General features: G+C 40.5%; 21 protein-coding genes and 1 tRNA gene. 13 read left to right on the forward strand and 9 right to left on the reverse strand.

Going from position 1 to position 23691, the window contains the following annotated elements:
* The first annotated feature begins 35 nt into the window (after positions 1-35).
* Positions 36-512: a phosphohistidine phosphatase SixA gene (sixA, locus tag FHG08_RS08875; RefSeq protein WP_171039596.1), complete on the forward strand. Its 477-nt coding sequence runs from the start codon at positions 36-38 to the stop codon at positions 510-512.
* A gap of 54 nt (positions 513-566) precedes the next feature.
* Here sixA and FHG08_RS08880 read toward each other — a convergent pair whose 3' ends face one another.
* Both FHG08_RS08880 and smrB read right to left on the reverse strand, forming a co-directional pair.
* Positions 567-1490 carry an AEC family transporter gene (locus tag FHG08_RS08880; RefSeq protein WP_138606239.1) on the reverse strand — a complete coding sequence of 308 codons (924 nt, stop codon included), beginning with the start codon at positions 1488-1490 and terminating at the stop codon, positions 567-569.
* Positions 1491-1507: 17 nt separating this feature from the next.
* Positions 1508-2065, reverse strand: a complete 558-nt coding sequence (smrB, locus tag FHG08_RS08885) for an endonuclease SmrB (protein ID WP_138606237.1) — start codon at positions 2063-2065, stop codon at positions 1508-1510.
* A 298-nt stretch (positions 2066-2363) separates the two neighbouring features.
* On the opposite strand from smrB, the gene prmB reads away from it, so the two are divergent.
* The 3 genes from prmB (at position 2364) to FHG08_RS08900 (ending at position 5001) form a co-directional block, all read left to right on the forward strand.
* Complete coding sequence (prmB, locus tag FHG08_RS08890; RefSeq protein ID WP_076918988.1) at positions 2364-3299, forward strand: 50S ribosomal protein L3 N(5)-glutamine methyltransferase; 936 nt, start codon at positions 2364-2366, stop codon at positions 3297-3299.
* A 91-nt stretch (positions 3300-3390) separates the two neighbouring features.
* Positions 3391-4488: a chorismate synthase gene (gene aroC, locus FHG08_RS08895; RefSeq protein WP_138570430.1), complete on the forward strand. Its 1098-nt coding sequence runs from the start codon at positions 3391-3393 to the stop codon at positions 4486-4488.
* Between the two features lie 126 nt (positions 4489-4614).
* Positions 4615-5001: a DUF4112 domain-containing protein gene (locus FHG08_RS08900; RefSeq protein ID WP_178955576.1), complete on the forward strand. Its 387-nt coding sequence runs from the start codon at positions 4615-4617 to the stop codon at positions 4999-5001.
* A 44-nt stretch (positions 5002-5045) separates the two neighbouring features.
* On the opposite strand, the gene FHG08_RS08905 is transcribed toward FHG08_RS08900, so the two are convergent.
* Complete coding sequence (locus FHG08_RS08905; RefSeq protein WP_178955578.1) at positions 5046-5744, reverse strand: 2'-5' RNA ligase family protein; 699 nt, start codon at positions 5742-5744, stop codon at positions 5046-5048.
* 212 nt (positions 5745-5956) lie between these two features.
* Here FHG08_RS08905 and FHG08_RS08910 point away from each other — a divergent pair, with 212 nt between their 5' ends.
* The 4 genes from FHG08_RS08910 to FHG08_RS08925 all read left to right on the forward strand — a co-directional run bounded on the left by FHG08_RS08910 (position 5957) and on the right by FHG08_RS08925 (position 9625).
* The gene (locus FHG08_RS08910; protein WP_178955580.1) at positions 5957-6511 is read left to right on the forward strand and encodes an elongation factor P hydroxylase; all 555 of its coding nucleotides are present in this window, start codon (positions 5957-5959) and stop codon (positions 6509-6511) included.
* Positions 6501-7643: an ATP-NAD kinase family protein gene (locus FHG08_RS08915; RefSeq protein WP_178955582.1), complete on the forward strand. Its 1143-nt coding sequence runs from the start codon at positions 6501-6503 to the stop codon at positions 7641-7643. Before FHG08_RS08910 ends, FHG08_RS08915 begins: the two co-directional genes overlap by 11 nt.
* A 3-nt stretch (positions 7644-7646) precedes the next feature.
* Positions 7647-7922, forward strand: a complete 276-nt coding sequence (locus tag FHG08_RS08920) for a YfcL family protein (RefSeq protein WP_010391380.1) — start codon at positions 7647-7649, stop codon at positions 7920-7922.
* Between the two features lie 143 nt (positions 7923-8065).
* Positions 8066-9625 carry an AbgT family transporter gene (locus FHG08_RS08925; protein ID WP_010391381.1) on the forward strand — a complete coding sequence of 520 codons (1560 nt, stop codon included), beginning with the start codon at positions 8066-8068 and terminating at the stop codon, positions 9623-9625.
* 1052 nt (positions 9626-10677) lie between these two features.
* Here the strand turns inward: FHG08_RS08925 and FHG08_RS08930 are convergent.
* Together FHG08_RS08930 and FHG08_RS08935 are read right to left on the reverse strand one after the other, a co-directional pair.
* Positions 10678-12507 (reverse strand): DEAD/DEAH box helicase, encoded by a 1830-nt coding sequence (locus FHG08_RS08930; protein ID WP_054202149.1) that lies wholly within the window; start codon positions 12505-12507, stop codon positions 10678-10680.
* A gap of 160 nt (positions 12508-12667) precedes the next feature.
* Positions 12668-12931, reverse strand: a complete 264-nt coding sequence (locus FHG08_RS08935; protein ID WP_008114535.1) for a GrxA family glutaredoxin — start codon at positions 12929-12931, stop codon at positions 12668-12670.
* A 288-nt stretch (positions 12932-13219) separates the two neighbouring features.
* On the opposite strand from FHG08_RS08935, the gene FHG08_RS08940 reads away from it, so the two are divergent.
* Positions 13220-13666: an Hsp20 family protein gene (locus FHG08_RS08940; RefSeq protein ID WP_016899448.1), complete on the forward strand. Its 447-nt coding sequence runs from the start codon at positions 13220-13222 to the stop codon at positions 13664-13666.
* 59 nt (positions 13667-13725) lie between these two features.
* On the opposite strand, the gene FHG08_RS08945 is transcribed toward FHG08_RS08940, so the two are convergent.
* The 4 genes from FHG08_RS08945 to FHG08_RS08960 all read right to left on the reverse strand — a co-directional run bounded on the left by FHG08_RS08945 (position 13726) and on the right by FHG08_RS08960 (position 18154).
* Complete coding sequence (locus tag FHG08_RS08945; RefSeq protein WP_178955584.1) at positions 13726-14241, reverse strand: hypothetical protein; 516 nt, start codon at positions 14239-14241, stop codon at positions 13726-13728.
* Positions 14238-15428 (reverse strand): peptidyl-prolyl cis-trans isomerase, encoded by a 1191-nt coding sequence (locus FHG08_RS08950; protein ID WP_178955586.1) that lies wholly within the window; start codon positions 15426-15428, stop codon positions 14238-14240. The genes FHG08_RS08945 and FHG08_RS08950 overlap by 4 nt, the downstream gene beginning before the upstream one ends.
* Positions 15428-16441 (reverse strand): phospholipase, encoded by a 1014-nt coding sequence (locus tag FHG08_RS08955; RefSeq protein WP_138606217.1) that lies wholly within the window; start codon positions 16439-16441, stop codon positions 15428-15430. Before FHG08_RS08955 ends, FHG08_RS08950 begins: the two co-directional genes overlap by 1 nt.
* A 159-nt stretch (positions 16442-16600) precedes the next feature.
* The gene (locus FHG08_RS08960) at positions 16601-18154 is read right to left on the reverse strand and encodes a cryptochrome/photolyase family protein (RefSeq protein ID WP_178955588.1); all 1554 of its coding nucleotides are present in this window, start codon (positions 18152-18154) and stop codon (positions 16601-16603) included.
* Between the two features lie 491 nt (positions 18155-18645).
* Between FHG08_RS08960 and FHG08_RS08965 the strand changes: the two genes are divergently transcribed.
* The 4 genes from FHG08_RS08965 to infB all read left to right on the forward strand — a co-directional run bounded on the left by FHG08_RS08965 (position 18646) and on the right by infB (position 23678).
* Positions 18646-18722, forward strand: a tRNA-Met gene (locus tag FHG08_RS08965).
* A 279-nt stretch (positions 18723-19001) separates the two neighbouring features.
* Positions 19002-19457: a ribosome maturation factor RimP gene (gene rimP / locus FHG08_RS08970; protein WP_008114543.1), complete on the forward strand. Its 456-nt coding sequence runs from the start codon at positions 19002-19004 to the stop codon at positions 19455-19457.
* 38 nt (positions 19458-19495) lie between these two features.
* The gene (nusA, locus tag FHG08_RS08975; RefSeq protein WP_010391392.1) at positions 19496-20995 is read left to right on the forward strand and encodes a transcription termination factor NusA; all 1500 of its coding nucleotides are present in this window, start codon (positions 19496-19498) and stop codon (positions 20993-20995) included.
* Between the two features lie 25 nt (positions 20996-21020).
* Positions 21021-23678, forward strand: coding sequence for a translation initiation factor IF-2 (gene infB / locus FHG08_RS08980; RefSeq protein ID WP_054202155.1), 2658 nt, complete (start codon positions 21021-21023; stop codon positions 23676-23678).
* Positions 23679-23691: the final 13 nt, after the last annotated feature.

Genomic DNA, 23691 nt, shown 5'->3' on the forward strand with positions numbered 1-23691 from the left:
CTACTGTTTTATATTCTTTAATTGGTTGATTTTTTATGAAAACAATCTTGATAATGCGTCATGGTGAAGCAATACCTATGCAGGCTGATGATGTCAGTAGAAGTTTGACTTCTATGGGTCAGCAACAAGCTGAAAAAATGGGGCTATGGTTGCAAAAAATGCACGCTCCCAGTGGCTTGTTAGTTAGTCCTTATGTTAGAGCGCAGCAAACCGCTGAGGCTGTTAAAAAAAGTAATCGTTTTTTATTTGAAGAAACCTGTCACGATATTATTCCTGAAGGGAACCCTCAGGTTGCAGCAGATTATTTAGAAACGTTAATTGCCCTCCACCCAGAATGCGATACCTGGCTGGTTGTTGCCCATATGCCTATGGTGAGCTATTTGGTTGACCAACTATGCGCGGGTAACATGCCAATTTTTAACACCGGTGCAGTTGCCCAAATTAGTTATGATGAAGCGAGCCATAAAAGTGATTACATCACCATAAATGCGCCAGCTAATGTAACCGTATAAACTACGAACCTCCCCAGCTTAAAGCCTGACGATAAAACGTGGTTAGGCATTTATCTAAAGTAAAATGGTTAACCACACACTAAAACTCAACACACTTAATACTGTAGATAAAACCACTGCACTGGCAAGGGTATCTTGGTGTTGTTTTATTTGGCATGCAATTAAATAGGCATTAACGCCTAATGGTGATGCACTTAATAGCACCAGTACTTTTAGCAGTGACTCATTAAGTGTAAATACGTGTGTGCCTAGCAATAATACCAAGGCAGGTAATATGACTAATTTTAATAGACTGGCAATGGCCGCTGCTTGCCAGTTATCGCTAATTTTATAAAAAGCTAAGTTAGCGCCCAATACAAATAACGCACAAGCAATAGCTGGTTCGGCTAAAAGCGCTAAGCCCTTAGTTAAGTCAGCAAATAAAGTAATCCCTGCCAAATTAACCAATAAACCAGTGCTAATACTTAACACCACTGGATTGAGTAGCATATTTTTGGAAAATGCTGACCAAGAAAACACATGACTAGCGCTGTTTGCACTAATTAAAAAAGTAAGGGTGAACAATAATGCGCTATGAAAGGTAATGATCATAAAAATAATGCCCATCATTTGCTCGCCTAATGCGGCAATAATAATAGGTAACCCCACCAATACAGTATTGGAATAGCTACTGCCAAGAGCAAACACGCTATGGCGTTCGTATTGAAGTTTTTTAGAGAGAATGTAGCGGTCAATAATTAGGGCAAAAAGGTAAATTAAAATAACCGGAATGTAAAAACTTAAAAAGCCATTTAAGCTGACACTGGTTTGTAAGTCTGCTTTGGCCATATTTAAAAATAAAAAGCTCGGCACACTAATATAAAAAGTAAACTTACTTAATCCAGCTATATGGATACGCTCTAAAAAGCCACTGCGGCTAGCAATGTAGCCACATAGCACAATAAATATCAGCGGGAATATAATCGAAAATATATGCACTAAAAGGCTCTTGTTGATTAGCGTCTAAACTCATCACTTTGCGGTAAATTAATTAATATCAGTACCGCACCTTTACCGCCATATTCGAGCGGTGCTTGATGCATAGCAATAACATCGGGGTGTTGCACTAAGTATTGCGGCACTTTATGCCTGAGGATATGGCCGCCAATTCCGTGTACAACACAGGCGCAGTAATAATGCTTTTTTTTACACTCATGAATAAGCCCTGCGAGTTCATCTTTGGCTACTTCTTTATTTAAGCCATGCAGGTCTAGAGTTAAATCAGGTATAAAATCCCCTCGACGAAGTTGTTTCGCTAAAAAACGATCCTGACCCTGTTGCACATAATTAACAGTACCGTTAGTGTCTATATCTGGCACATATTCATCAGAAAAGAAAAATTCTGATTGTTGTTGCTTTTTTTGCTGGGCAAATTGCTTCGCTTGTGACACTTTAGGTTTATTACTAAAACGGTGAGTGTCTTGTTTGAACACGCGCGCACCGCTGATACTTTGACGAAACAAGTCAATGTCATCAGGACTAATTAGGCTGTTTGAGTGGGGATCTTTTTTCATAGCGGCAGTCTAAACAAAAAAGTGGTAAAAATCGAGTAAAAAGGTGTGATACCCAAGCAGCTTTGAGGTGCATAGTGCAGCGCCAATAAGGTTAATTTAAAAGCGATTTATACTGCGTTATTGATTTGAACAACAGAGTGACTATTACACTTGCAATCAATGCCTTGTTTAAATTACCTTTAATTCTAACTGTCACTCGCACCTAGAGGTGGCTTGGGTATACAATAGGGCAATCATGGGGCCCATAGTTGTGCCTCGATTGAGTTTATTTTTTGAAAGTAGCAGGCAGATAATACTGATGAGTGAATTACTAATAGAAGAAGCAACCCTGGATGAAGCTGTTGCAGAACTTTCAACCTTACATGATTGGCTTCGTTGGACGACAAGTCAATTTGCAAGTAGCGGTATTTTCTTTGGTCATGGCACCGATAACGCATGGGATGAAGCGGTAAGTTTGTTATTACCAGCACTTAGCTTGCCAATTGATGCACCCAAAGAGCTGATGCATGCCCGTTTAACTAGCACTGAAAAAAACCGTTTAGCAGGCTTAATTGCCGAGCGCATTAACGATTTTACCCCAGTTCCATACCTGACCAACATTGCATGGTTTGCCAATATGCCATTTTATGTGGATGAACGTGTATTAATTCCTCGCTCGCCTTTTGCTGAGCTTATTAATAATCGTTTTACACCTTGGCTAGAGCAGCCAGAGTCAGTAGGGCGTATTTTAGATTTATGTACGGGATCGGGTTGTATTGCGATTGCATTGGCACAAGCATTCGAAAATGCGCAAGTTGATGCGGTTGATATATCCTATGAAGCGCTTGAAGTGGCTGATATCAATATCACCGATTACCAACTAAGTGAGCGCGTATTACCGATCCAGTCTGACGTATTCAGTGGTGTGCCTGGGCAAAAATACGACTTAATCGTAGCAAACCCACCGTACGTTGATGCTGAAGATATGGCTGATTTACCACGTGAATTCCATCACGAGCCAGAGCTTGGGTTAGCATCGGGTCACGATGGCCTTGATGTAACACGTACTATTTTAGATCAAGCTAGTGAGCATCTAACAGATAACGGTTTGTTATTTGTCGAAGTAGGTAACTCTATGGTACATATGGATGCACTGTATCCAGGCGCACCATTTGAATGGATTGAGTTTGAACAAGGCGGATTAGGGGTGTTTGTTATTAGCAAGCAACAACTAGATGCCTACTTTGCACAGTAATTATTAATACTAGCCATTCATCCCAAATGGCTGGGTAACACTATAGCCGAGATAATTCTCGGCTATAAGTCATTAGGAATGAGGAAAGTTAATGGCAGGTAATAGCATAGGGCAGTTATTTAAAGTGTCCACCTTTGGCGAAAGCCACGGCGTTGCATTAGGCGGCGTTGTGGATGGCACGCCAGCAGGCCTTGAGATAACAGAGGCCGACATACAACACGATTTAGATAGACGAAAACCAGGGCAAAGCCGCTATACCACGCAGCGCCGTGAGAGCGACCAAATTAAAATTTTAGCGGGTGTTTTTGAAGGTAAAACCACCGGTACCAGCATTGGTTTATTAATTGAAAATACCGATCAACGTTCACAAGATTATGGCAAAATTAAAGACGTGTTTCGTCCAGGTCACGGTGACTATACCTACTGGCATAAGTACGGCCTGCGCGATTACCGTGGTGGTGGCCGCTCATCTGCGCGTGAAACCGCTATTCGAGTTGCCGCAGGCGCCATTGCTAAAAAGTATTTAAAACAGTTTCATGGTATTGAAGTTAAAGCATGCTTGAGCCAATTAGGGCCAATAAAAGCCGAAAACTACGATTGGGATGAAGTGGAAAATAACTTATTTTTCTTCCCAGATACAAGTAAGCTTGAAGCACTTGATGAATATATGCGCGAGCTAAAAAAACAAGGCGACTCAGTGGGTGCTAAAGTAAAAGTAGTGGCTAAAAATGTACCAGTTGGATTAGGTGAGCCAGTATTTGATAGGCTAGATGCCGAACTTGCACATTCATTAATGAGTATTAATGCTGTTAAAGGCGTTGAAATTGGTGATGGCTTTGATGTAGTCGAGCAAAAAGGCTCAGAACATCGTGATGAGTTAACCCCTGATGGGTTTACCTCAAATCATGCCGGCGGCGTGCTTGCAGGTATTTCAACGGGGCAAGATATAATCGCATCAATTGCGCTTAAACCGACATCGAGCATTACTATTCCCGGTAATAGTATTAACACCGAAAATGAAGCGGTTGAGATGATCACCAAAGGTCGTCACGATCCTTGTGTAGGAATTCGTGCTATTCCGATTGCTGAGGCTATGATGGCCATTACTTTAATGGATCATTTACTTCGTCAACGCGGTCAAAACCCACATGTACACCACGAACATGGGCCAATTAAAGGCGCTATTTAAGCGCCTTACGTTTAAAACTATACTAAACGGGCAATAGCGCGTTTAGTATATACAGGCTATACATCTTTATTGCCGCTCAATAATTTAAATGTGCTCAGCGCACCTAAAAATAAGAGAGCTGTTATTATGCAAAAAAACAATCAAGCTTCCATCTCACAAACTGAATATAAAGCCACCATAAAACGGCTCGAAGAGTTTAGCCGCTTTACCGATAGCAGCATTGGTATTCCGTTTACTAAATTTAAATTTGGTGTAGAGTCGTTGATTGGGCTTTTACCTGTGATGGGTGATTTAGCAGGGCTTATTTTGTCTGGCTATGTACTAATTGAAGCGCAGCGCTTAGGTGTTAGCAAGCGAGTAAAAAGCCGTATTATTATAAATATGTTGATTGATTTTGTTGGCGGGCTCATTCCATTTTTTGGTGATATTTTTGATGCCATGTTTAAAGCAAATACGCGTAACACCCGCATACTTAAAAAACATTTAACAGATAAGCTAACCACAAACCCATAAACATTATTAGTTTAAAATGTGTAATTAGCCCTGTTATTAACTATTTATTTGGCATCAAAAAAGTACTTAGCGAGTATTTCTTTTTGTTGACCAAACTGATCAGATACTCCAATTCCAATCCCAATTATTTCCCCTTGTGCCTGCGGTGGCTCAGCGTGCAGTGCTTTTTTTACTAACGCTAATGCTGGGCTTTGTTCATTCGCGAGTAGTGTTAAATGCGGCTGAAAATTCTGAAATACATTAGGGCTGCCATAACGTTCAAAAGCCACAAGTTTATTAGGGTAATGCTTTACCCAGCTAGGCACTGGTGCTTGATGATCGCGAAGCGGCTCAAGCTTGAGGGTAACCTCATCGGCTAAGCGTTGTAACTGATATGATTTTTCTAAGTTTATAAATGCCCAATTACTTGGTGATACACTAAATCCATTGGCTTTTATCTCAAACGACTGATGCTCTTTTACAATGCGCTCAACCATTTGCTTAATTTCGTTTTGTGCTTCAAGTGGGTAATCCGTTAAATACAAGGTGGCGTGTACGGGTAACCCTTGTTGGTAAAACGTAGTAATTTGGTGCGAGGCCAATTCATTGCTGGTGTTAGCGACTAGCTCAACAATAGGCTTAGAGGGAATAGCAAATACGTTAATACTTATGCTTTTTGCATAACTGCTGGCAGAAGTAGCCAACAGTGTTAAAAAAGTAAAAGAGATAAATAGCCACGACAAAGAGCTGTGTTGTTTAACCATAAGAGTGAGTCAATTCAGGTTTTTGGTTGGTGTATGGTAAGCGTAATTAAGCGTTCAGTAAATAAAGTATGGTAAGGAAGCCTTAATTAATGCATCGCTAATTTTTTACTTTGTAGATAAAAGTACGTACAATTCGCTTCGTTTTTAGTGTGCTTTATACTAATTTTATCTGTCTTTAAAGCATCGGGTTCAAACGAGTATACGAAGTATTTATGCACCAAGTAGCTGATCTAATGTCTATTTTCGAACACACTTTTTACCAAAGCTATAACACGCGTTTGGTAAAAGGTGAGCATGAGCCTATTTACATTCCCGCAAATGATACAACTCCATATCATCAAATTGTGTTTGCCCATGGTTTTTATGCCAGTGCACTACATGAAATAGCTCATTGGTTAGTGGCAGGCTCGCAACGCCGTTTAAGTGAAGATTATGGTTATTGGTATTGCCCTGATGGGCGCGATGCTACACAGCAAGCGGAGTTTGAATCAGTAGAGGTAAAACCTCAAGCAATAGAGTGGGCATTGAGTGTGGCTGCTGGGTTTGATTTTAACGTATCGGTAGATAATTTAAATGGTGAGCAAACTTGTCGATTTGCGTTTCAATCACGTGTTCATGCAAAGTTATTAGAGTTGTTGCAAAACGGGTTTAACCCAAGAACAACCTTACTATTAAAAGCACTGTGTAAATTTTATAACACCACGTGGCCATTACATGCTGCGCAGTTTTCATGGCATTCTCCCGAGGAGTTAAAAGATGCAGTTTAAGTTAGGATTGATTGTAAATCCGGTCGCAGGGCTCGGTGGTAGTGTTGCGCTTAAGGGCAGTGACGGTGAAGACACCGCTGCTAAAGCCATCGCATTAGGTGCAGAGCCTAAGTCAAATAGCCGCACTAAAGCTGCACTTGAAGTGCTGGTACCTCATCAATCAAACATTACTATTTATACTGTTAATGATGAAATGGGGGAGCAAACAGCAAAAGCGTTGGGCTTTAATACGCAAGTGGTTTATCAAAGTAACTCACCCACAACCAGTGACGATACTGAGGCTGCAGCTCGTTTATTACAGCTACAAGGTGTTGATTTAATCTTATTTGCTGGTGGCGACGGAACGGCGCGCAATATTTGCCATGCTGTAGAAGACTCTGTACCCGTATTGGGCATTCCTGCTGGGTGTAAAATTCATTCCGGCGTGTATGCCATAACGCCAAAAGCCGCAGGCCGTGTAGTTGAAATGCTGGTAAAAGGTGAGCTGGTAACATTAAGCGATGCTGATGTGATGGACATTGATGAAGTGGCTTTTCGCCAAGGAACAGTAAAAGCAAAACGTTATGGTGAAATGCAAGTGCCAAGTGAAGTGCGCTATGTACAAGCGGTTAAAAATGGCGGTAAAGAAACTGACGAGCTGGTGTTAGCAGATATAGCTGCTTATGTCGTTAGTGAAATGGATGCCGATATCCTCTATGTCATGGGTAGTGGCTCTACCGTTGGCGCAGTGATGGAAGAGATGGGGCTTGAAAACACCTTACTCGGTGTTGATCTCGTTGAAGATCAAGCTTTAGTAGGGCAAGACCTAACAGCCCAGCAACTTCTTGAACTTACCAAAGAACGTAAAACAAAATTAGTGATCACTCTAATTGGCGGTCAAGGGCATATTTTTGGTCGAGGCAATCAACAACTCAGTCCTGCGTTAATTAAAGCGATAGGCCGCGATAATATTATTGTGGTGGCTACTAAAACAAAATTACAGGCTTTAAATGGCCGACCGCTGATTTGTGATACCGGCGATAGCAAATTAGATGATGAATTAAGCGGTTATATACGTGTAACCAGTGGGTTTAACGACCATATTATGTATGCAGTAGGTCATCAAGATGGGCTGCACCCAGAGGAGAAGTAACACATGAGTTTAGTAAATTACATAGATGCTGCGCAGCAATATTTTGATGATTTAGTGATAAAAGCCACCGATGACGAGTTATTTGCTGGCGGTTATTTACGCGGCCACTTTGATTTAGCCGTAGGTTATGCACAAGTTGAAGAGTTAAATCTAGAAATTGCAGAACTAAACGACACGGTTGAAAAAAGCTTAGTAAAAGCTTATCGCAATGGCGAACTTAATGAAGATGATAAAGCACTCGTAGTAAGAATATGGGATGAAGTAAAAGCACTTGCATAAGCTTTTTTTATTCATTAAAAATAGCGCGGCTACTGAGCCGCGTTTTTTTGTGCCTAAAAAAGAACTTGTTTATTCAGTTAAAATTTACCTCATTCCTTAGATACGCTAAAGTAGCACAGTCTAAATTCTAGGGAACAAGTGAAATGAATAACAATAATGATGCGACAATGCCAACTGGCATAGTTGCGCGATTTTTAAATTTTGTTGAGCGGGTAGGTAATAAGCTTCCTGATCCAGCAATTATCTTTTTGTTTGCCATGTTATTAATCTGGTTTTTGTCTTGGTGGTTTTCAAGCGTCACATTTGATGCAATAGATCCTCGTACTGGCGAAGCCATTATCATTAATAACATGCTTGCCAGCGATTCGTTGGCCACTTTTTTATCTTCTATGGTAAAAACTTTCACCGGTTTTGCGCCACTGGGTGTAGTACTGGTTGCTATGCTAGGTGTAGGCGTTGCAGAGCATTCGGGCTTTATTAATACCGGCCTTAAATTAATGCTCAAAGTAACGCCTAGAAAATTACTAACACCCTCAATTATTTTGGTAGCTATTGTGAGCCATACGGCTACCGATGCAGGGTATGTGCTGGTTATTCCACTTGCTGGGGTAATATTTTTTGCAGCAGGTCGTCATCCGCTTGCCGGTATTGCAGCGGCATTTGCTGGGGTAAGTGGTGGCTTTGGTGCTAACTTTATTCCATCTGGAATTGACCCATTACTGCAAAGCTTTACGCAAAGTGCAGCACAAATTATTAATCCAACAATGAGCATTAACCCGCTTAATAACTGGGGCTTTGCTTCAGCATCAAGCTTATTTATTGTGATGTTAGGTTGGTATATCACCGATAAAATTATTGAACCACGTTTAAAAAATTCACCAGTTGATGGCGAAACTCAAGACCTACCAGCATTTGAAGATGCCCGTAGTGACGAAAAGCGCGCCTTTCTTATTGCCAGTAGCGTAATGATTGCAGGTATTGCATTATTAGCGTATGTATCTGCACCCGCTGATTCAGCGATGCGCAGCAGCGATGGTTCTTTAACAAACTTTAGTTCACCATTAATGCAATCAATAGTGCCGCTAATCTTCTTATTATTTTGGATCCCAGGCGCAGTATATGGTTTTACCGTAGGCACCTTTAAAAGCTCTAAAGACATGATAGACGCGATGAGCAAAGCCATGAATGGTATGGCGTATTACATTGTTATGGCATTCTTTTGTTCATTATTTATTGCTGCATTTAGTAAATCAAACCTAGGTGCTTTACTGGCAATTGAAGGGGCTCAAGTATTAAAAGCAATGGAGTTACCAAGCTCTGTGACGGTTGTGGGCATTATTTTCCTAACTGGTTTTGTAAACTTGTTTGTTGGTTCAAGCTCGGCTAAGTGGGCACTATTAGGTCCGGTATTTGTACCTATGCTAATGCAGCTCGGTATTTCGCCAGACTTAACGCAAGCAGCGTACCGTGTGGGAGATTCTAGCTCTAATATTATCACCCCGCTAATGCCATACTTCCCGCTGGTGGTGGTGTACTGTCAAAAATACGTTAAAGGCACAGGCATAGGTACGCTTATCGCGATGATGCTACCGTATTCAATCGCCTTTATGATCGGTTGGAGTATCTTCTTGCTAGGCTACTGGGCACTCGGTATCCCATTAGGACTTGATGCCAGCTACGTGTATCCCGCTGTGGCGCCTTAACTTATATCTTGATTCATAAACCTCACTCACTCGAGTGAGGTTTATATAAAAGTGCTGTAATATTCAAAGTAAGTCTAAGTTATCTTTCTAAATCTCTCACTATATAACCAAACAAACTAGCCTCACCAAAAATATAAACATAATCGTTTTTGTTATTCATTATTGTAGACTTATCATCGTACCACCTAAAATCATGAGTTTCGTTTGTTTTAGGATCTTTAAAATATAAACGAGTACAATTATCTTCATAATCAGAACCACACTTTTGTACATCAGTTAGGATATATTCCTTATACCAATAGTCGCCTTGCGTGTAGTAAGCCCATAATTTAATGGGGGCAGAGAATAAAAAATAGAGACTTGCATAGATTAACAAAGGGATTAATGGGTACGCGAATATTAATGATAATTTCGTTTTTGTATCTGAAAAACTATATTTAAGATGCTTCCTGTATTTACTGCAGCGTCTATATTTATTGAATACAAGTATATTTAAATAGATGAATGATGCGCCACAAATAATAGGGAATGCTATAAAGAAAATAACGTCGTATATTTCATTTGTGATAAATGGTGGATCTGTAAAGTCCATTAAAATAGGAATAATGATGCATAATAAAATAGGTAACATTATTACTACAAAGAGTAAGTTATCGTAATTTCTTTTCAATTTTTAATTCGTCCATGAATTATAGCCTTTGCTTAGTTTACATAAATTTTATTGTTTTAAAAATCAAAGAAAACATGTTTATACACATTAATTAATCTGAGTTTTGGATAATTAAGCTATCTCAAGCAGCTTTTTTAACGCTAATTGCGTTGAACTTACTTACAATAGGCTAGCTATTGACGCGTAATTTCGCCTTGTTTTTACTGCAATCTCTGGTTAGAGAAAACAAACAAAATATTTTTAATTCAATATGTTAGTTAAGTACCTAATACTGGCTTGCGGCTTCGAGTTACGAAGATTAAGCTGACCTGATACCTGAATTTCAGACACAAAAAAACCTTGGCACTTTCGTGGCAAGGTTTTTTTACTAAAGAGTCGTTGCTTACTTAGCGGTGAAGCTAACTGGGCGACGTTCTTTACGAGGGCCGCTACGCTTATCAGGGCGTTGGCCATCTTTATTAAAGCTACGCTTCTTGTCACCAGCAGGGCGTTCAGAACGCTCGCCGCGTGGCTCAGAAGGGCCTTGATCTTGTGTTAATGTCATACCCATTGGGCGTTTACAGATAAACACTTTTTGGAAGTGATCAAGTACATCTTTAGGCATGTTTTGCGGTAATTGTACCGTACTGTGACTGTCGTGAAGACGAATGTCACCAATAAACTTGCTTGAAATGTCTGCTTCGTTAGCAATTGCACCAACAATGTTCTTAACCTGAACACCATGCTCACGACCTACTTCGATACGGTACGTATCCATAGGGCCTGCATCACGGCTATTACGCTCGCGAGGTTTACGCTCAGCGCGCTCACCGCCACGTTCGTTACGACGGCCACGGTCACCACGATCATTACGGTCGTTGCGAGGGTTGCGTTCGTTACGCTCACGCGGTTGAATCTTAACTTCTTCAACTTTAATTGGCGATTGTTGCTGTGCTAAACACAGTAATGCACCCGCTAAGTCTTCAGGAGCAAGCTCAAGTTTTTGTGCCATGTTGGCAGCCACTTCGTTAAAGAAAGTAATATCTTTGTTTTCAAGTGCAAGCGTAAGCTTTTCTTGAAGCGCATTAATACGTTTCTCTTCAACAACTTTAGCTGTTGGTAATTCAACTTGTGCGATTTCAGATTTAGTATGACGAATGATATTTTTAAGTAAATAACGCTCGTTATGCTTAACGAAAAGAATCGCTTTACCAGTACGACCAGCACGACCTGTACGGCCGATACGGTGAACGTAGGCTTCAGAATCTTGTGGAATGTCGTAGTTGATAACTAAGCTTAAACGGTCTACATCAAGACCACGTGCCGCTACGTCTGTTGCAATAACAACGTTTAGCATGCCGCTTTTTAAACGATCAACTGTGCGCTCACGCGCTTGCTGGTTCATGTCACCGTTAAGCGGCGCAGCAGAAAAACCTTCGCGCTCTAATAACTCAGCTAGTTGTACTGTATCGTTACGTGTACGTACGAAAACAATAGCACCTTCATATTGTTCTGCTTCTAAGAAACGGACAATGGCTTTGTTTTTATGTACGTGTGCATTCCAAAACACTTGCTCTACTGACGATACAGTTGAGTTGCGTGCAGAAATATGAACCTGTTCAGGATTGTTCATATATTTGCTGCTGATGTTTTGAATTTGCTTAGGCATAGTCGCAGAGAAAAGACATGTTTGCTTTTCACGCGGCGTTTTTTCCATGATGTTTTCAACATCATCGATAAAGCCCATACGTAGCATTTCATCGGCTTCATCAAGTACAAGTGCTTGTAAAGCATCAAACTTGATAGTGCCACGGTTTATGTGATCGATTAAACGACCCGGTGTAGCAACAATAATCTGTGCGCCACGACGAAGTGCGCTCAACTGGATGCTGTAGCTCTGGCCACCATATAGTGCCAGTACTTCAACACCACGAGTGTGTTTTGCATATTGTTCAAATGCCTCAGCTACTTGGATCGCAAGCTCACGGGTTGGTGTGAGTACAAGGATCTGTGGCTGTTTCACAGACGGGTCAATATTATTTAGTAATGGCAGTGCAAATGCTGCTGTTTTACCTGTACCCGTTTGTGCTAGTCCCAGTACGTCCTTTCTTTCTAGCAATAACGGTATACATTGAGCTTGGATTTCAGATGGTGTCTTGTAACCCAACTCTTCAACTGCCTTTAAAATTGCAGGAGAAAGATTTAGAGATTCAAACGTGACTGGTTCTGACATTAATACGCCTCAACGAATTTAAAGAGGCGCGCATTGTATAGGAAATACGAGGCAAATGCTTGTATAAATTACAACTAATTTATATGTGTTTGATGTTGGTCGAAATTTAACCAGCCCAAGTTGTGCGTTAATTAAGCTGGTTAACAATATACCTACAAATTTACTGGTAAAGGCCTAGGTTTTCTTTGGCGTAGGCTTCAAATTCTGTAAAACCACCAATGTGTGTTTGGTCTACAAAAATTTGTGGCACAGTCGGGCATGGCTTGCCTGCAGACTTTTCTAAATCTTCTTTACTGATGCCTTCTTTGATGATGTCGATGTAGCGGTATTTAAAATCATCGCGGTCATTAGCAAGTTGCTCTGCAACATCTTTAGCGCGAACACAAAAAGGGCAGCCTTCACGGCCAAAAATTACTGTTAACATAACGCTCTCCTCAAATTAGTTGACCCTAGTGTAACTAATTTCATTATTTATTACAGTGCAAAAAACGATTATTGTGTTCGCTTTTTTCAGGGCCTGTAAAAAATAAAAAATATTTTATAAAAAAATCTTGAAATAAAATTGTCCGCCCATAAATAGTTATTTGAGGACGCCTGATGGGTCTTCATTTAAACAGAACTATTTGAAAATTATATTATTAATTAAATTTTGCCGTTACTTGTTCAAACGAAAAGTGGCAGCAATATATCGCTTAAATATGAGGATATTATTATGCGTACAGTAGATTTATCACCCCTATACCGTTCATTCATTGGTTTCGATCACTTAGCATCATTAATGGATGCCGCTGCACGAACTGACAAGCAGCCAAGTTTTCCTCCATACAACATCGAAGCGCTTGATAAAGACAAATACCGTATCACTATGGCAGTTGCTGGATTTAGTGAAGACGAGTTAAGCCTACAATCTGAAAACAACACGTTAGTTGTATCGGGCACTAAAGCAGGTAAAGAACAAAACGATGAACGTAAATTCATTCATCAAGGCATTGCCGAGCGCAACTTTGAGCGTAAGTTCCAGTTAGGTGACCACGTTAAAGTACTTGGCGCAGACCTAGCCAACGGCTTACTGAGTATTGATCTTGAGCGTGAGATCCCAGAAGCGCTGAAGCCGCGAAAAATTGAAATTGGCTCAGGCAATATGCTAGAAAGTAAATAGCTTAGATAGCACACGTATTTTCCCTGTGAAAAGCCGCCATTTGGCGGCTTTTTGCGTTGTTAGTCTTTTAAATCTATTTGCATTTGTTTTAAAGCGTTAATTTTATCTATTGCAACTTGTAGTTGTTCTTGTGAAAGCTTTTTTTGTCGGCCTTTAGCAAGTAAGTCTTCAAGCTTTAATATTTTGGCTTTTGCAGCAATAACAAAACGTTGTTCTAGCTGTTTTTGCTGTTCAAGATGGAAATCTTGATATGCCTGGTGATTATTTAAATCACCACTGTACTGAGCCACTGGCTGAGTATTTTTTACTATGTTAGGTAAATAGGCCACAGAGGTTATTGTTGGCAAGGGGGGAGGACTAGTGTTACTAATTGTAGCCGTTTTCAATTGCGTGCTTTCCAACTCTTGAGTCATGTCATCAGCTGTCAGCTCAAGGGACGTTGTTTGCTTGACACTTTTAGCTTGGTCAAGGCCATCAATATTCTCTATTGTTGGTTTGCTAGTATAATGAGTGAAAAGTGTGTAAATACCAACACAAGCTAAAGCAATGACAGAAACGAAATTTTTTTTACTCATAAAATTACTCCCGTCTTATTTTGCCACTTGAGCCAGTTATTTTCATACTGTTGTGCCGCTTTTTGTTTTGCGATGGCCTTTGTTGCTTGGTATCGAACGGTTTCATCTTCTGGCAAAAAGTAATCAAACTGATGCTCATAACTGTGTATCACCACCCATTCACCACTAGGTGTACGTATAACAGCGGAAATGGTGTTTTCTTTAGTTGTGAACGCAAGTTGTACAACCCAACTACTTTTGTTTTTGCGGTTTAATTCACTATTGTATTGAGCATATATATCTTGTTTTCCTGATATTACTAATGCTTGTTCAAGTGATTTGTTATCCGCCAACGTGCGAAAGTCTACAGCATTGGCTCGATTAGCAAATTGAGCTCCGTGGGCTTTTACCTGACTTAAAAATTTAAACTGCGATTTATTTGCTTGATAAAACGCTTTAATTTCGCTTTTGTTTACTTGTTGCTCTAGCTTTTCAAGAACAGGGCTCTGCATGTGCATCATTGTATTTATGCCTAGCCAGCTTTGAATGGAGGGTCGCAAAATATCTCCTTTAGCTATTTCATACAGATGTTCAATATCAATATTCTGTTTTGCCAAAATCGGTTTGGCTTTTGAAAACGCTATATTGAATTGCCGTTTTTTTATTAATTCACTTTTGAATAGTTCACTATCTCCTCTATGGAGTTTAAAACGTACCTGCATTGATAGTGTATCGATAAATTCATATAAATTAATAGAATTATACAAAATAGGGGTTAAATCGATCTGCTGCATTTTTTTAATCAAGCTTTGCACATATTGACCATTTTTAGGGTAGGGCCCTAATGTGTGTTTAAGCCAATGGCTATCATAAGTGTCAAGCTTTACCTGACTTGACTGTGCCTTTATAGCTAATTGCGAATCGAACAGATTTTTTAAGTAACGTTCAACATGGTATTGAGTACTAAAACCAACGGCAGATTGTCGTTTTATTATTGCAGGTGTTTTTAGCGCTGCTTGTTGTAACAAAAACTGATTCTCATACAGACGAGTTCTAACTTCATTGATTGTAATTTCAGGTTTGTGCTTTAAATAAGCACGATGCATAAAGTTAACTTCATCACTACTGTATTGTGTAAATGAGGCCATTACTAGGGAGTGGTAACACGCCCCTAGTAATGTAATCACTAAAATAGCCATTTTTTTCATTAGCGAGCAACCATGGCGTGGTTCAATAAGTGCACCACCATTGCTATTGCATGGGGCACTACTTGCTTAGCTATATTAAGGCGATCAAAATGATCTTTTGAATTGAGTACAATTCCACCCTGTGCATAAGAAAATGAACCGCCTTGAGTTAATAATGGGCGAACATCTTGGCTATTTTTATCTAAAGGCGAGAACGTTTGCATTGCTTGAGTAACGAGTGATAAATCGTTGAGCTGCTCTTGATCATAGTAATCTTTTACCCAACTTTCCCAGCTAGAGTGGTTAAGGTCTGATGTGGTCCATGTGTGGTGAGGTTGTAATAAATCAGTCGTATGAAATACAAACCCTAATACTTGAGGATTTCCGCTTTGTAAGTAACTTTGATACCAATATTGCCCTAAATTATCGATAGGTTGAAATGGCATTTCTTCAAAGTCATCGTACATAGAATAGGTTGAGTTGCTATCGATTCTGTAGTGAGATTCTGTTACACCATAACTGTTATATTTTGAAGAGTCGGCATTGAACCAACCTGTTTCTCCCCCTTTACCATCATCAAGGTAGTCACCTTTAAGCCAAGCAGATGCAAGATTATCAATAGTGCCCCAAACGGTGAGCTTCTCATAATTATAACCACCAAAATCGTTTCCATGTTGGTCTGCACCTTGGGTATGATTTTGAAAATGCCAATAGCTTGTATATTTAACTATACTTTGCGCTGCTCCCCATACAGGCGCTTGAACACACGAACCTGTAATGGCACCACAGAAAAAGGTGTCTTCAAAGTCATCTACATCATAAGCCGCTTGTCCTAGCAGCTCGGCTAATTCAGAGATTGTCAGATTGTTTTGTGCAGCGTACTGACGTAGGGCAGCATATTCGGTGCTGGCTGGGTGTTGCTGCATATAATTTACGGCATCAAGAACAATACGTTTGTGAGTTTCTTGACTAAAAGCTTGAGCTTGGCTTGTACCGAGTAATAAAAGTGTCGCTGCAATTAATTGTTTTTTCATTTTATTCTCATCATAGTTTGGAGTAAGAGGTGCTATTAAAAAATAAGCTCATTACATTGCCATGACAAATAAATTAAACATTTAATTAACAATATTACCTATTTTGGTACTTTAATATTAACTATCAAGAATGCTGCCGCCAATTGACGGCATTTATATTTAAAGCTTTTCAATATTATTTAAATAGTTGTTACCTTGCTCTAAGGTTGCTTGGCGTAATGATTCATCTTGTTTATCCCAATTACGATAAACCATCCCTATTCGTGGGTTTTTCTCAAGTCGCTCTCGGTGTTTTTGCATAAACTGCCAGTAAAGGCTGTTTAGCGGACACGCATCTTTGCCCACTTTCTCTTTCACTTTGTATTGGCAGCTTTTACAGTAGTCACTCATTTTATTTATATAGTTGCCGCTAGCCGCATAAGGCTTAGTGGCAATGATGCCATCGTCAGCAAACTGGCTCATCCCTCGTGCGTTAGGCATTTCTACCCACTCAATAGCATCAATATAAACACCTAAATACCATTCATCCACTTCATCGGGACTGATGGCGGTTAATAAACAAAAATTACCTATTACCATTAAGCGCTGAATATGATGGGCATACGCGCTGTCTAAGCTTTGTGTTAATGAGTGGCTTAAGCAATTCATTTTTGTTTTACCATTCCAAAAATAACTCGGCAGTGCACGAGTTGCATTAAGCTGGTTTTTGTTGGCGTAATCGGGCATGTTTTTCCAATACACGCCACGCACATACTCGCGCCAACCCAGTACTTGGCGAATAAAGCCTTCAACCTGAGAAATAGATATTTCATCTTGACGTTGTTGGTACTCTTTAACAACACGGTCGATAACATAGCGAGGGGGTAAAATTTTGGCATTTAACGCAAACGATAATCGGCTGTGATAAAAGGTATCCTTATCAGGGCATTGATCTGTCATCGCATCTTGAAATTGACCAAAGCGAGGCAGTAAATGTGCACAAAAATGATCAAGCGCACTTATTGCTTGCTTACGGGTTGTTGGCCAGCTTAATTGCGTGTCTATCTGTCCAAAGTAATTTATTTTATGTTTATCTAAACGCTCAATAATGGCGCTAACATCATTTTTAAATAATTTGGGTTTGGGGATATCGGCTAAATCACTTTTTGAAAACTTATTACGGTTATTGGCATCAAAGTTCCATTGCCCACCGGCAGGTTTGTCATCTTCCATTAAAATATCAAACTGCTTACGCATTGCCCGATAAAAATGCTCCATAGTGACGTGTTTATCTTTTTTAAAGCGTTTATCTATGTCGTTAAATGCTAATAAAAAATGCTCGCTGTCACAGGCATTCACCGTTAACTCGCTATTAGTCGCGAATTCGTGAAGTTGTGTTTTTAAACGGTACTCATCTGGGTATTGATATTCAATAGAGGTGCATTCATGCTGCTTGGCTAAACGCTTTAAAAGAGCGGGTAAGTCATCATCGTCTTTGGTGTCATCTAGCGTGAGATGTAAAACATTGAAGCCAGCATCTTTTAATGCATTAGCGAAGTTTTCCATGGCTTTAAAAAAGGCTGATATTTTTTGCACATGGTGTTTTACATAGTGTGCTTCTTGCATAAGCTCAGCAATAACAAATACGGTGTCGTCTGATTTGTCTTTAAACCACGAATGAGCAGGATTGAGCTGATCACCTAAAATCAATCTTAGTGTGTTGTATTTTTTCATAATTAGCCAAAATTCACTCTTATACGTGATATTTTTAAAAGCGATCTATTTCTTAAAGTATGCTTAACCTGAACTCTGGTTAAGAGGTTTACTAACATATTAAATCAAAAATGATATTTATGTTTATTTTCTCTAGCCAGAGATTTTCAGTGAAAACAAGGCGAAATTACGCGTCAATAGCTAGCCTATTGCAAGTAAATTCAACGCAGTTAGCGCTGAAAATAGCTGCTTGAGATAGATTTATTATCCAAAGTTCAGGTTACCGATAATAGAGCACCGAATGCAATTTAATACAGCGGTTGATTGTAACGATTCAAATTTTATAGCAAACATAGTGTAGGTAAGGCGATAAACTAGGTTGCTTTTTTTATCAACTTATTAGTTATTATGGTTGCTAATTTAGCGGCACATCCTTATAATAGCGGCCATTGTTTAGTAGGTTATAAAATTTACTAACAGCGATATTAAGTTATTAACTTTTTATCTATTGGCGCGGGATGGAGCAGTCTGGTAGCTCGTCGGGCTCATAACCCGAAGGTCGTTGGTTCAAATCCGGCTCCCGCAACCAATCTTAATAGTAGGTTTAAACTTACTACTTTATATCGCGCATTCTAAGTAATGCGCGTTTTGCGTTTAAGCTAATGAAGTTTAATTTGGTCAGGGTACTGACTCGCAACCAAGCTTGGCCCTAGGCCACACAGTTTTTCGTTTTTTGGTGTGACGCCCCGCTTGGTTCGGGGCGTTGTTGTATCTGCACCGTTTGATTTAATGTTTATCGATTAAATCAAAATTTAAACTCAGTATTTTAGGGCTATAAGCCCTTTTTTTGTTTGTATGGAGGATTTTCGTGACAAAACTTGAACAAGATTTAGTAACCATGTTAACGCCTGCGGTAGAAATGCTAGGCTTTGAATTACATGGTCTTGAGTTTGTACAAGCGGGTCGCCATTCTACCTTAAGAGTATACATTGCTCACGAGGATGGAATTTCAGTTGACAACTGCGCAGATGCCAGTCGTCAAATTAGTGCGATTTTAGACGTCGAAGACCCGATTACAAACGAATATGATTTGGAAGTGTCGTCTCCTGGTGTTGATCGTCCATTATTCAAACAAGATCACTACGAGCAGGCGCAAGGAGAGGAAGTACGCGTGCGTACTAAGCTTCCACAAGACGGTCGCCGTAATTTTAAAGGCGACTTAATAGCAGTTAGCAGCGATATGATCACATTATCTAGCGATGGTGCAGAGCATTTAATCATGCTTAGTAACATTGAACGTGCGAACATAATCGCAAAGTTTTAATTCGAGTGCGAAGGAATAGGGCAAGCGAGGCATTACCCATGGCAAAAGAGATATTATTGGTTGCTGAAGCCGTTTCCAATGAGAAAGCGGTTCCAAAAGAAAAGATTTTTGAAGCTCTAGAGTTCGCATTAGCGACAGCGACAAAGAAAAAGCATGATGGTGAAATTGATGTACGTGTTGCAATTGACCGTAAAACTGGCGATTACGATACATTCCGTCGCTGGCAAATAGCTGAAGTATTAGAAGATGGTTCTTTAGAGAATCCATACAGCGAAATCACGTTAGAAGCTGCTCAAGTTGAAGAACCAGACTTGAAAATGGGCGACTACGTAGAAGAGCAGATTGAATCAATTAAATTTGACCGCATAACAACACAAATGGCTAAGCAAGTAATCGTACAAAAAGTACGTGAAGCAGAGCGTGCCTTAGTGGTTGAAGCGTACAAAGATCAGCAAGGCGAGCTAGTAACGGGTGTTGTTAAAAAAGCAACGCGTGATGCAATCGTACTTGATTTAGGTAATAACGCCGAAGCGGTTATTTACCGTGACGACATGCTGCCACGTGAAAACTTCCGCCCAGGCGATCGTATTCGTGGTCTTCTATATGAAGTTAAACCAGAAGCACGTGGTGCACAATTATTTGTAACCCGTTCTAAACCAGAAATGCTGATGGAATTATTCCGCATTGAGGTGCCAGAAATTGGCGAAGAGATGATTGAATTACGTGCCGCAGCTCGTGATCCAGGTTCACGCGCTAAAATCGCAGTTAAGTCTAATGATAAGCGTATAGACCCTGTAGGTGCGTGTGTTGGTATGCGTGGCGCACGTGTTCAAGCGGTATCGTCAGAACTTGGCGGTGAGCGTGTTGATATCGTACTTTACGATGACAACCCAGCACAGTTTGTTATTAACGCAATGGCACCAGCAGAAGTGGCTTCAATCGTAATGGATGAAGACACTCACTCAATGGATATTGCTGTTGAAGCTGATAACTTAGCACAAGCTATTGGTCGTAATGGTCAAAACGTACGTTTAGCAAGCCAGTTAACTGGCTGGGAATTAAACGTAATGACCGTTGATGAAATGCGCGCTAAGAACGAAGCTGAGTCAGATAAGTTAATTAACTTATTTACTGAAAACTTAGATATTGATGACGAGTTTGCGTCATTACTTATCAACGAAGGTTTCTCAACACTTGAAGAAGTTGCGTATGTACCTGCTTCTGAGTTTTTAGAAATCGACGGCTTAGATGAAGAAACAGTGGACGTATTACGTTCACGTGCAAAAGATGCATTAACAACGAAAGCCCTTAAAACGGAAGAAAGCTTAGAAGGCGCTGAGCCTGCTGAAGACTTACTTGCGCTTGAAGGCTTAGAGCGTCATTTAGCATTTGTTATGGCAAGTAAGGGTGTAGTAACACTTGAAGACTTAGCTGAGCAAGGCATTGATGAGCTTGTAGATATTACAGAGCTATCTGCAGAGAAAGCGGGCGAGCTAATTATGGCTGCACGTAATATTTGTTGGTTTGCAGACGAGTAATTTATTAACGGAGGTATTAGAGACTATGGCAGAAGTAAATGTTGAAAAACTAGCCGGTGATATAGGTACAACTGTTGATAAATTGCTACAGCAGTTTTCACAAGCCGGTATTACTAAACAAGCAGGCGATAATGTAACAGAAGCTGAAAAAGCAACGTTACTTGATCACCTAAGCAAGCAACATGGCGGTACTGGATCTGAAGGTCCAGCGCGTATGACATTGCAACGTAAGAGCAAAAGCACATTAAGTGTGACTGGCTCTACGGGTAAAGCAAAGGCTGTGCAAGTTGAAGTTCGCAAAACCCGCACTTACGTGAAAAAAAGTGCTGTTGAGCAAGAGCAAGAACAGCAACGTCTAGCCGCTGAAGAAAAAGCGCGTCTTGAAGAGCAGCAAAAAGCTGAACAAGAAGCCGCAGAATTGAAAGCGAAACAAGAGGCAGAACGTAAAGCGAAAGAAGACGCTGATCGTAAAGCCAAAGAAGAAGCTAAACGCAAAGCAGATGCTGAGCGTAAAGCGAAACAACAGCAGATGACCCCTGAGCAAAGTGCTAAGTCTGAGAAAGATCGCATCGAAGCTGAGCGTCTGCAAAAAGAAGCAGAAGAGGCCGCATTGAAGAAAGCTGAAGAAGAAGCGAAACGTCAAGCAGAAGAGGCAAGAAAGCTAGCTGAAGAGAATTCAGCACGCTGGAAGAAAGAAGAAGAAGAACGTAAGAAACGCGAAGAAACCGCGGATCACCACCTTACGACTTCAACTTACGCACGTGAAGCAGAAGATGTAGCAGATGCTCGCGAAGAGCAAGGCTCACGCCGTGCGAAGAAAAAGAAAAAAGCGCCAGCAAAAGATAAATTTGCAGCGTCTAAAGGTAAAAAAGGTAAGCTAAAAGCGCCAGCGTCATTACAGCACGGTTTCCAAAAACCAACGGCTGATGTTAAAAACGAAGTGCGTATTAGTGAAACAATTACAGTTGCTGAGCTTGCGTCACGCATGGCTGTTAAAGGCGCTGAAGTTGTAAAAACAATGATGAAAATGGGTGACATGGTTACGATTAACCAAGTTATTGACCAAGAAACTGCGCAACTTGTTGCAGAAGAAATGGGCCATAAAGTTATCATCGTTAAAGAAAACGAATTAGAGCAAACAGTACTTAACGACCGCCATGAAGATGGTAAGTCTGAGCCTCGTGCTCCAGTAGTAACTGTTATGGGTCACGTTGACCACGGTAAAACGTCAACGCTTGATTACATTCGTTCAGCTAAAGTTGCTTCAGGCGAAGCCGGTGGCATTACGCAGCATATTGGTGCATACCACGTTGAAACTAACGGCAACATGATCACTTTCTTAGATACTCCGGGTCACGCCGCGTTTACATCTATGCGTGCTCGTGGTGCAAAAGCGACTGATATCGTAATCCTAGTAGTTGCAGCCGATGATGGTGTAATGCCACAAACTAAAGAAGCGGTACAGCATGCTCGCGCAGCTGGCGTTCCTTTAATCATTGCTGTTAACAAAATGGATAAAGAAGGCGCAGATCCAGACCGCGTTAAAAACGAGCTAGCTCAGCTAGACGTTATCCCAGAAGATTGGGGCGGTGATACGCAATACGTTCACATCTCAGCTAAAACAGGTCTTGGTATTGATGACCTTTTAGAAGCAGTATTAATGCAATCTGAGCTGTTAGAACTAAATGCACCTAGCGAAGGTATGGCTGCAGGTGTTGTAATTGAATCACGTCTTGATAAAGGCCGTGGTCCAGTAGCGTCTATCCTTGTTCAATCAGGTACGCTTAACCAAGGTGACATTGTATTATGTGGTCTTGAGTATGGCCGTGTTCGTGCAATGCGCGATGAAAACGGTAAAGACATTAAATCTGCGGGTCCTTCTATTCCTGTTGAGATTTTAGGTCTTTCTGGTATTCCAGCAGCGGGTGATGAAGCAACAGTAGTTAAAGACGAGCGTAAAGCACGTGAAGTTGCACTTTACCGTCAAGGTAAATTCCGCGATGTTAAATTAGCGCGTCAGCAAAAAGCGAAGCTTGAAAACATGTTTACTAACATGACTGAAGGCGACGTGTCTGAAGTTAACGTGGTACTTAAAGCAGACGTTCAAGGTTCAATTGAAGCAATTTCAGACTCACTAACTAAACTTTCTACTGATGAAGTAAAAGTGAAGATTGTTGGTTCTGGTGTTGGTGGTATCACTGAAACAGATGCAACTCTTGCTGCAGCGTCTAACGCAATCGTAGTTGGCTTTAACGTTCGTGCCGATGCATCAGCGCGTAAAGTGATTGACTCTGAAAACTTAGACCTTCGTTACTACAGCGTAATTTACGCACTTATCGAAGAAGTTAAGCAAGCCATGTCTGGTATGCTTGCTCCTGAGTTTAAACAAGAGATCATTGGTCTTGCTGAAGTACGTGATGTATTTAAGTCTCCAAAAATTGGCGCAATTGCTGGTTGTATGGTTACTGAAGGTACTATCAAACGTAGCGCACCAATTCGTGTACTTCGTGATAACGTGGTTATTTACGAAGGTGAACTTGAGTCATTACGTCGCTTTAAAGATGACGTACAAGACGTTCGTAACGGCATGGAATGTGGTATCGGCGTTAAGAACTACAATGACGTTCGCGTTGGTGACCAAATCGAAGTATTTGAAACAGTTGAAGTACAACGTAGTCTTTAATTGTTGTTAGGTG

Source organism: Pseudoalteromonas sp. Scap03 (genome assembly GCF_013393115.1).
In the GTDB taxonomy this organism is placed as follows: domain Bacteria; phylum Pseudomonadota; class Gammaproteobacteria; order Enterobacterales; family Alteromonadaceae; genus Pseudoalteromonas.

Excerpts from the sequence above, each read along its gene's own strand:
- sixA (WP_171039596.1), top strand. The coding sequence starts at position 36 with ATGAAAACAATCTTGATAATGCGTCATGGTGAAGCAATACCTATGCAG.
- smrB (WP_138606237.1), bottom strand. The coding sequence starts at position 2,065 with ATGAAAAAAGATCCCCACTCAAACAGCCTAATTAGTCCTGATGACATT.
- prmB (WP_076918988.1), top strand. The coding sequence starts at position 2,364 with ATGAGTGAATTACTAATAGAAGAAGCAACCCTGGATGAAGCTGTTGCA.
- aroC (WP_138570430.1), top strand. The coding sequence starts at position 3,391 with ATGGCAGGTAATAGCATAGGGCAGTTATTTAAAGTGTCCACCTTTGGC.
- FHG08_RS08900 (WP_178955576.1), top strand. The coding sequence starts at position 4,615 with ATGCAAAAAAACAATCAAGCTTCCATCTCACAAACTGAATATAAAGCC.
- FHG08_RS08905 (WP_178955578.1), bottom strand. The coding sequence starts at position 5,744 with ATGGTTAAACAACACAGCTCTTTGTCGTGGCTATTTATCTCTTTTACT.
- FHG08_RS08910 (WP_178955580.1), top strand. The coding sequence starts at position 5,957 with ATGCACCAAGTAGCTGATCTAATGTCTATTTTCGAACACACTTTTTAC.
- FHG08_RS08915 (WP_178955582.1), top strand. The coding sequence starts at position 6,501 with ATGCAGTTTAAGTTAGGATTGATTGTAAATCCGGTCGCAGGGCTCGGT.
- FHG08_RS08920 (WP_010391380.1), top strand. The coding sequence starts at position 7,647 with ATGAGTTTAGTAAATTACATAGATGCTGCGCAGCAATATTTTGATGAT.
- FHG08_RS08925 (WP_010391381.1), top strand. The coding sequence starts at position 8,066 with ATGAATAACAATAATGATGCGACAATGCCAACTGGCATAGTTGCGCGA.
- FHG08_RS08930 (WP_054202149.1), bottom strand. The coding sequence starts at position 12,507 with ATGTCAGAACCAGTCACGTTTGAATCTCTAAATCTTTCTCCTGCAATT.
- FHG08_RS08935 (WP_008114535.1), bottom strand. The coding sequence starts at position 12,931 with ATGTTAACAGTAATTTTTGGCCGTGAAGGCTGCCCTTTTTGTGTTCGC.
- FHG08_RS08940 (WP_016899448.1), top strand. The coding sequence starts at position 13,220 with ATGCGTACAGTAGATTTATCACCCCTATACCGTTCATTCATTGGTTTC.
- FHG08_RS08945 (WP_178955584.1), bottom strand. The coding sequence starts at position 14,241 with ATGAGTAAAAAAAATTTCGTTTCTGTCATTGCTTTAGCTTGTGTTGGT.
- FHG08_RS08950 (WP_178955586.1), bottom strand. The coding sequence starts at position 15,428 with ATGAAAAAAATGGCTATTTTAGTGATTACATTACTAGGGGCGTGTTAC.
- FHG08_RS08955 (WP_138606217.1), bottom strand. The coding sequence starts at position 16,441 with ATGAAAAAACAATTAATTGCAGCGACACTTTTATTACTCGGTACAAGC.
- FHG08_RS08960 (WP_178955588.1), bottom strand. The coding sequence starts at position 18,154 with ATGAAAAAATACAACACACTAAGATTGATTTTAGGTGATCAGCTCAAT.
- nusA (WP_010391392.1), top strand. The coding sequence starts at position 19,496 with ATGGCAAAAGAGATATTATTGGTTGCTGAAGCCGTTTCCAATGAGAAA.
- infB (WP_054202155.1), top strand. The coding sequence starts at position 21,021 with ATGGCAGAAGTAAATGTTGAAAAACTAGCCGGTGATATAGGTACAACT.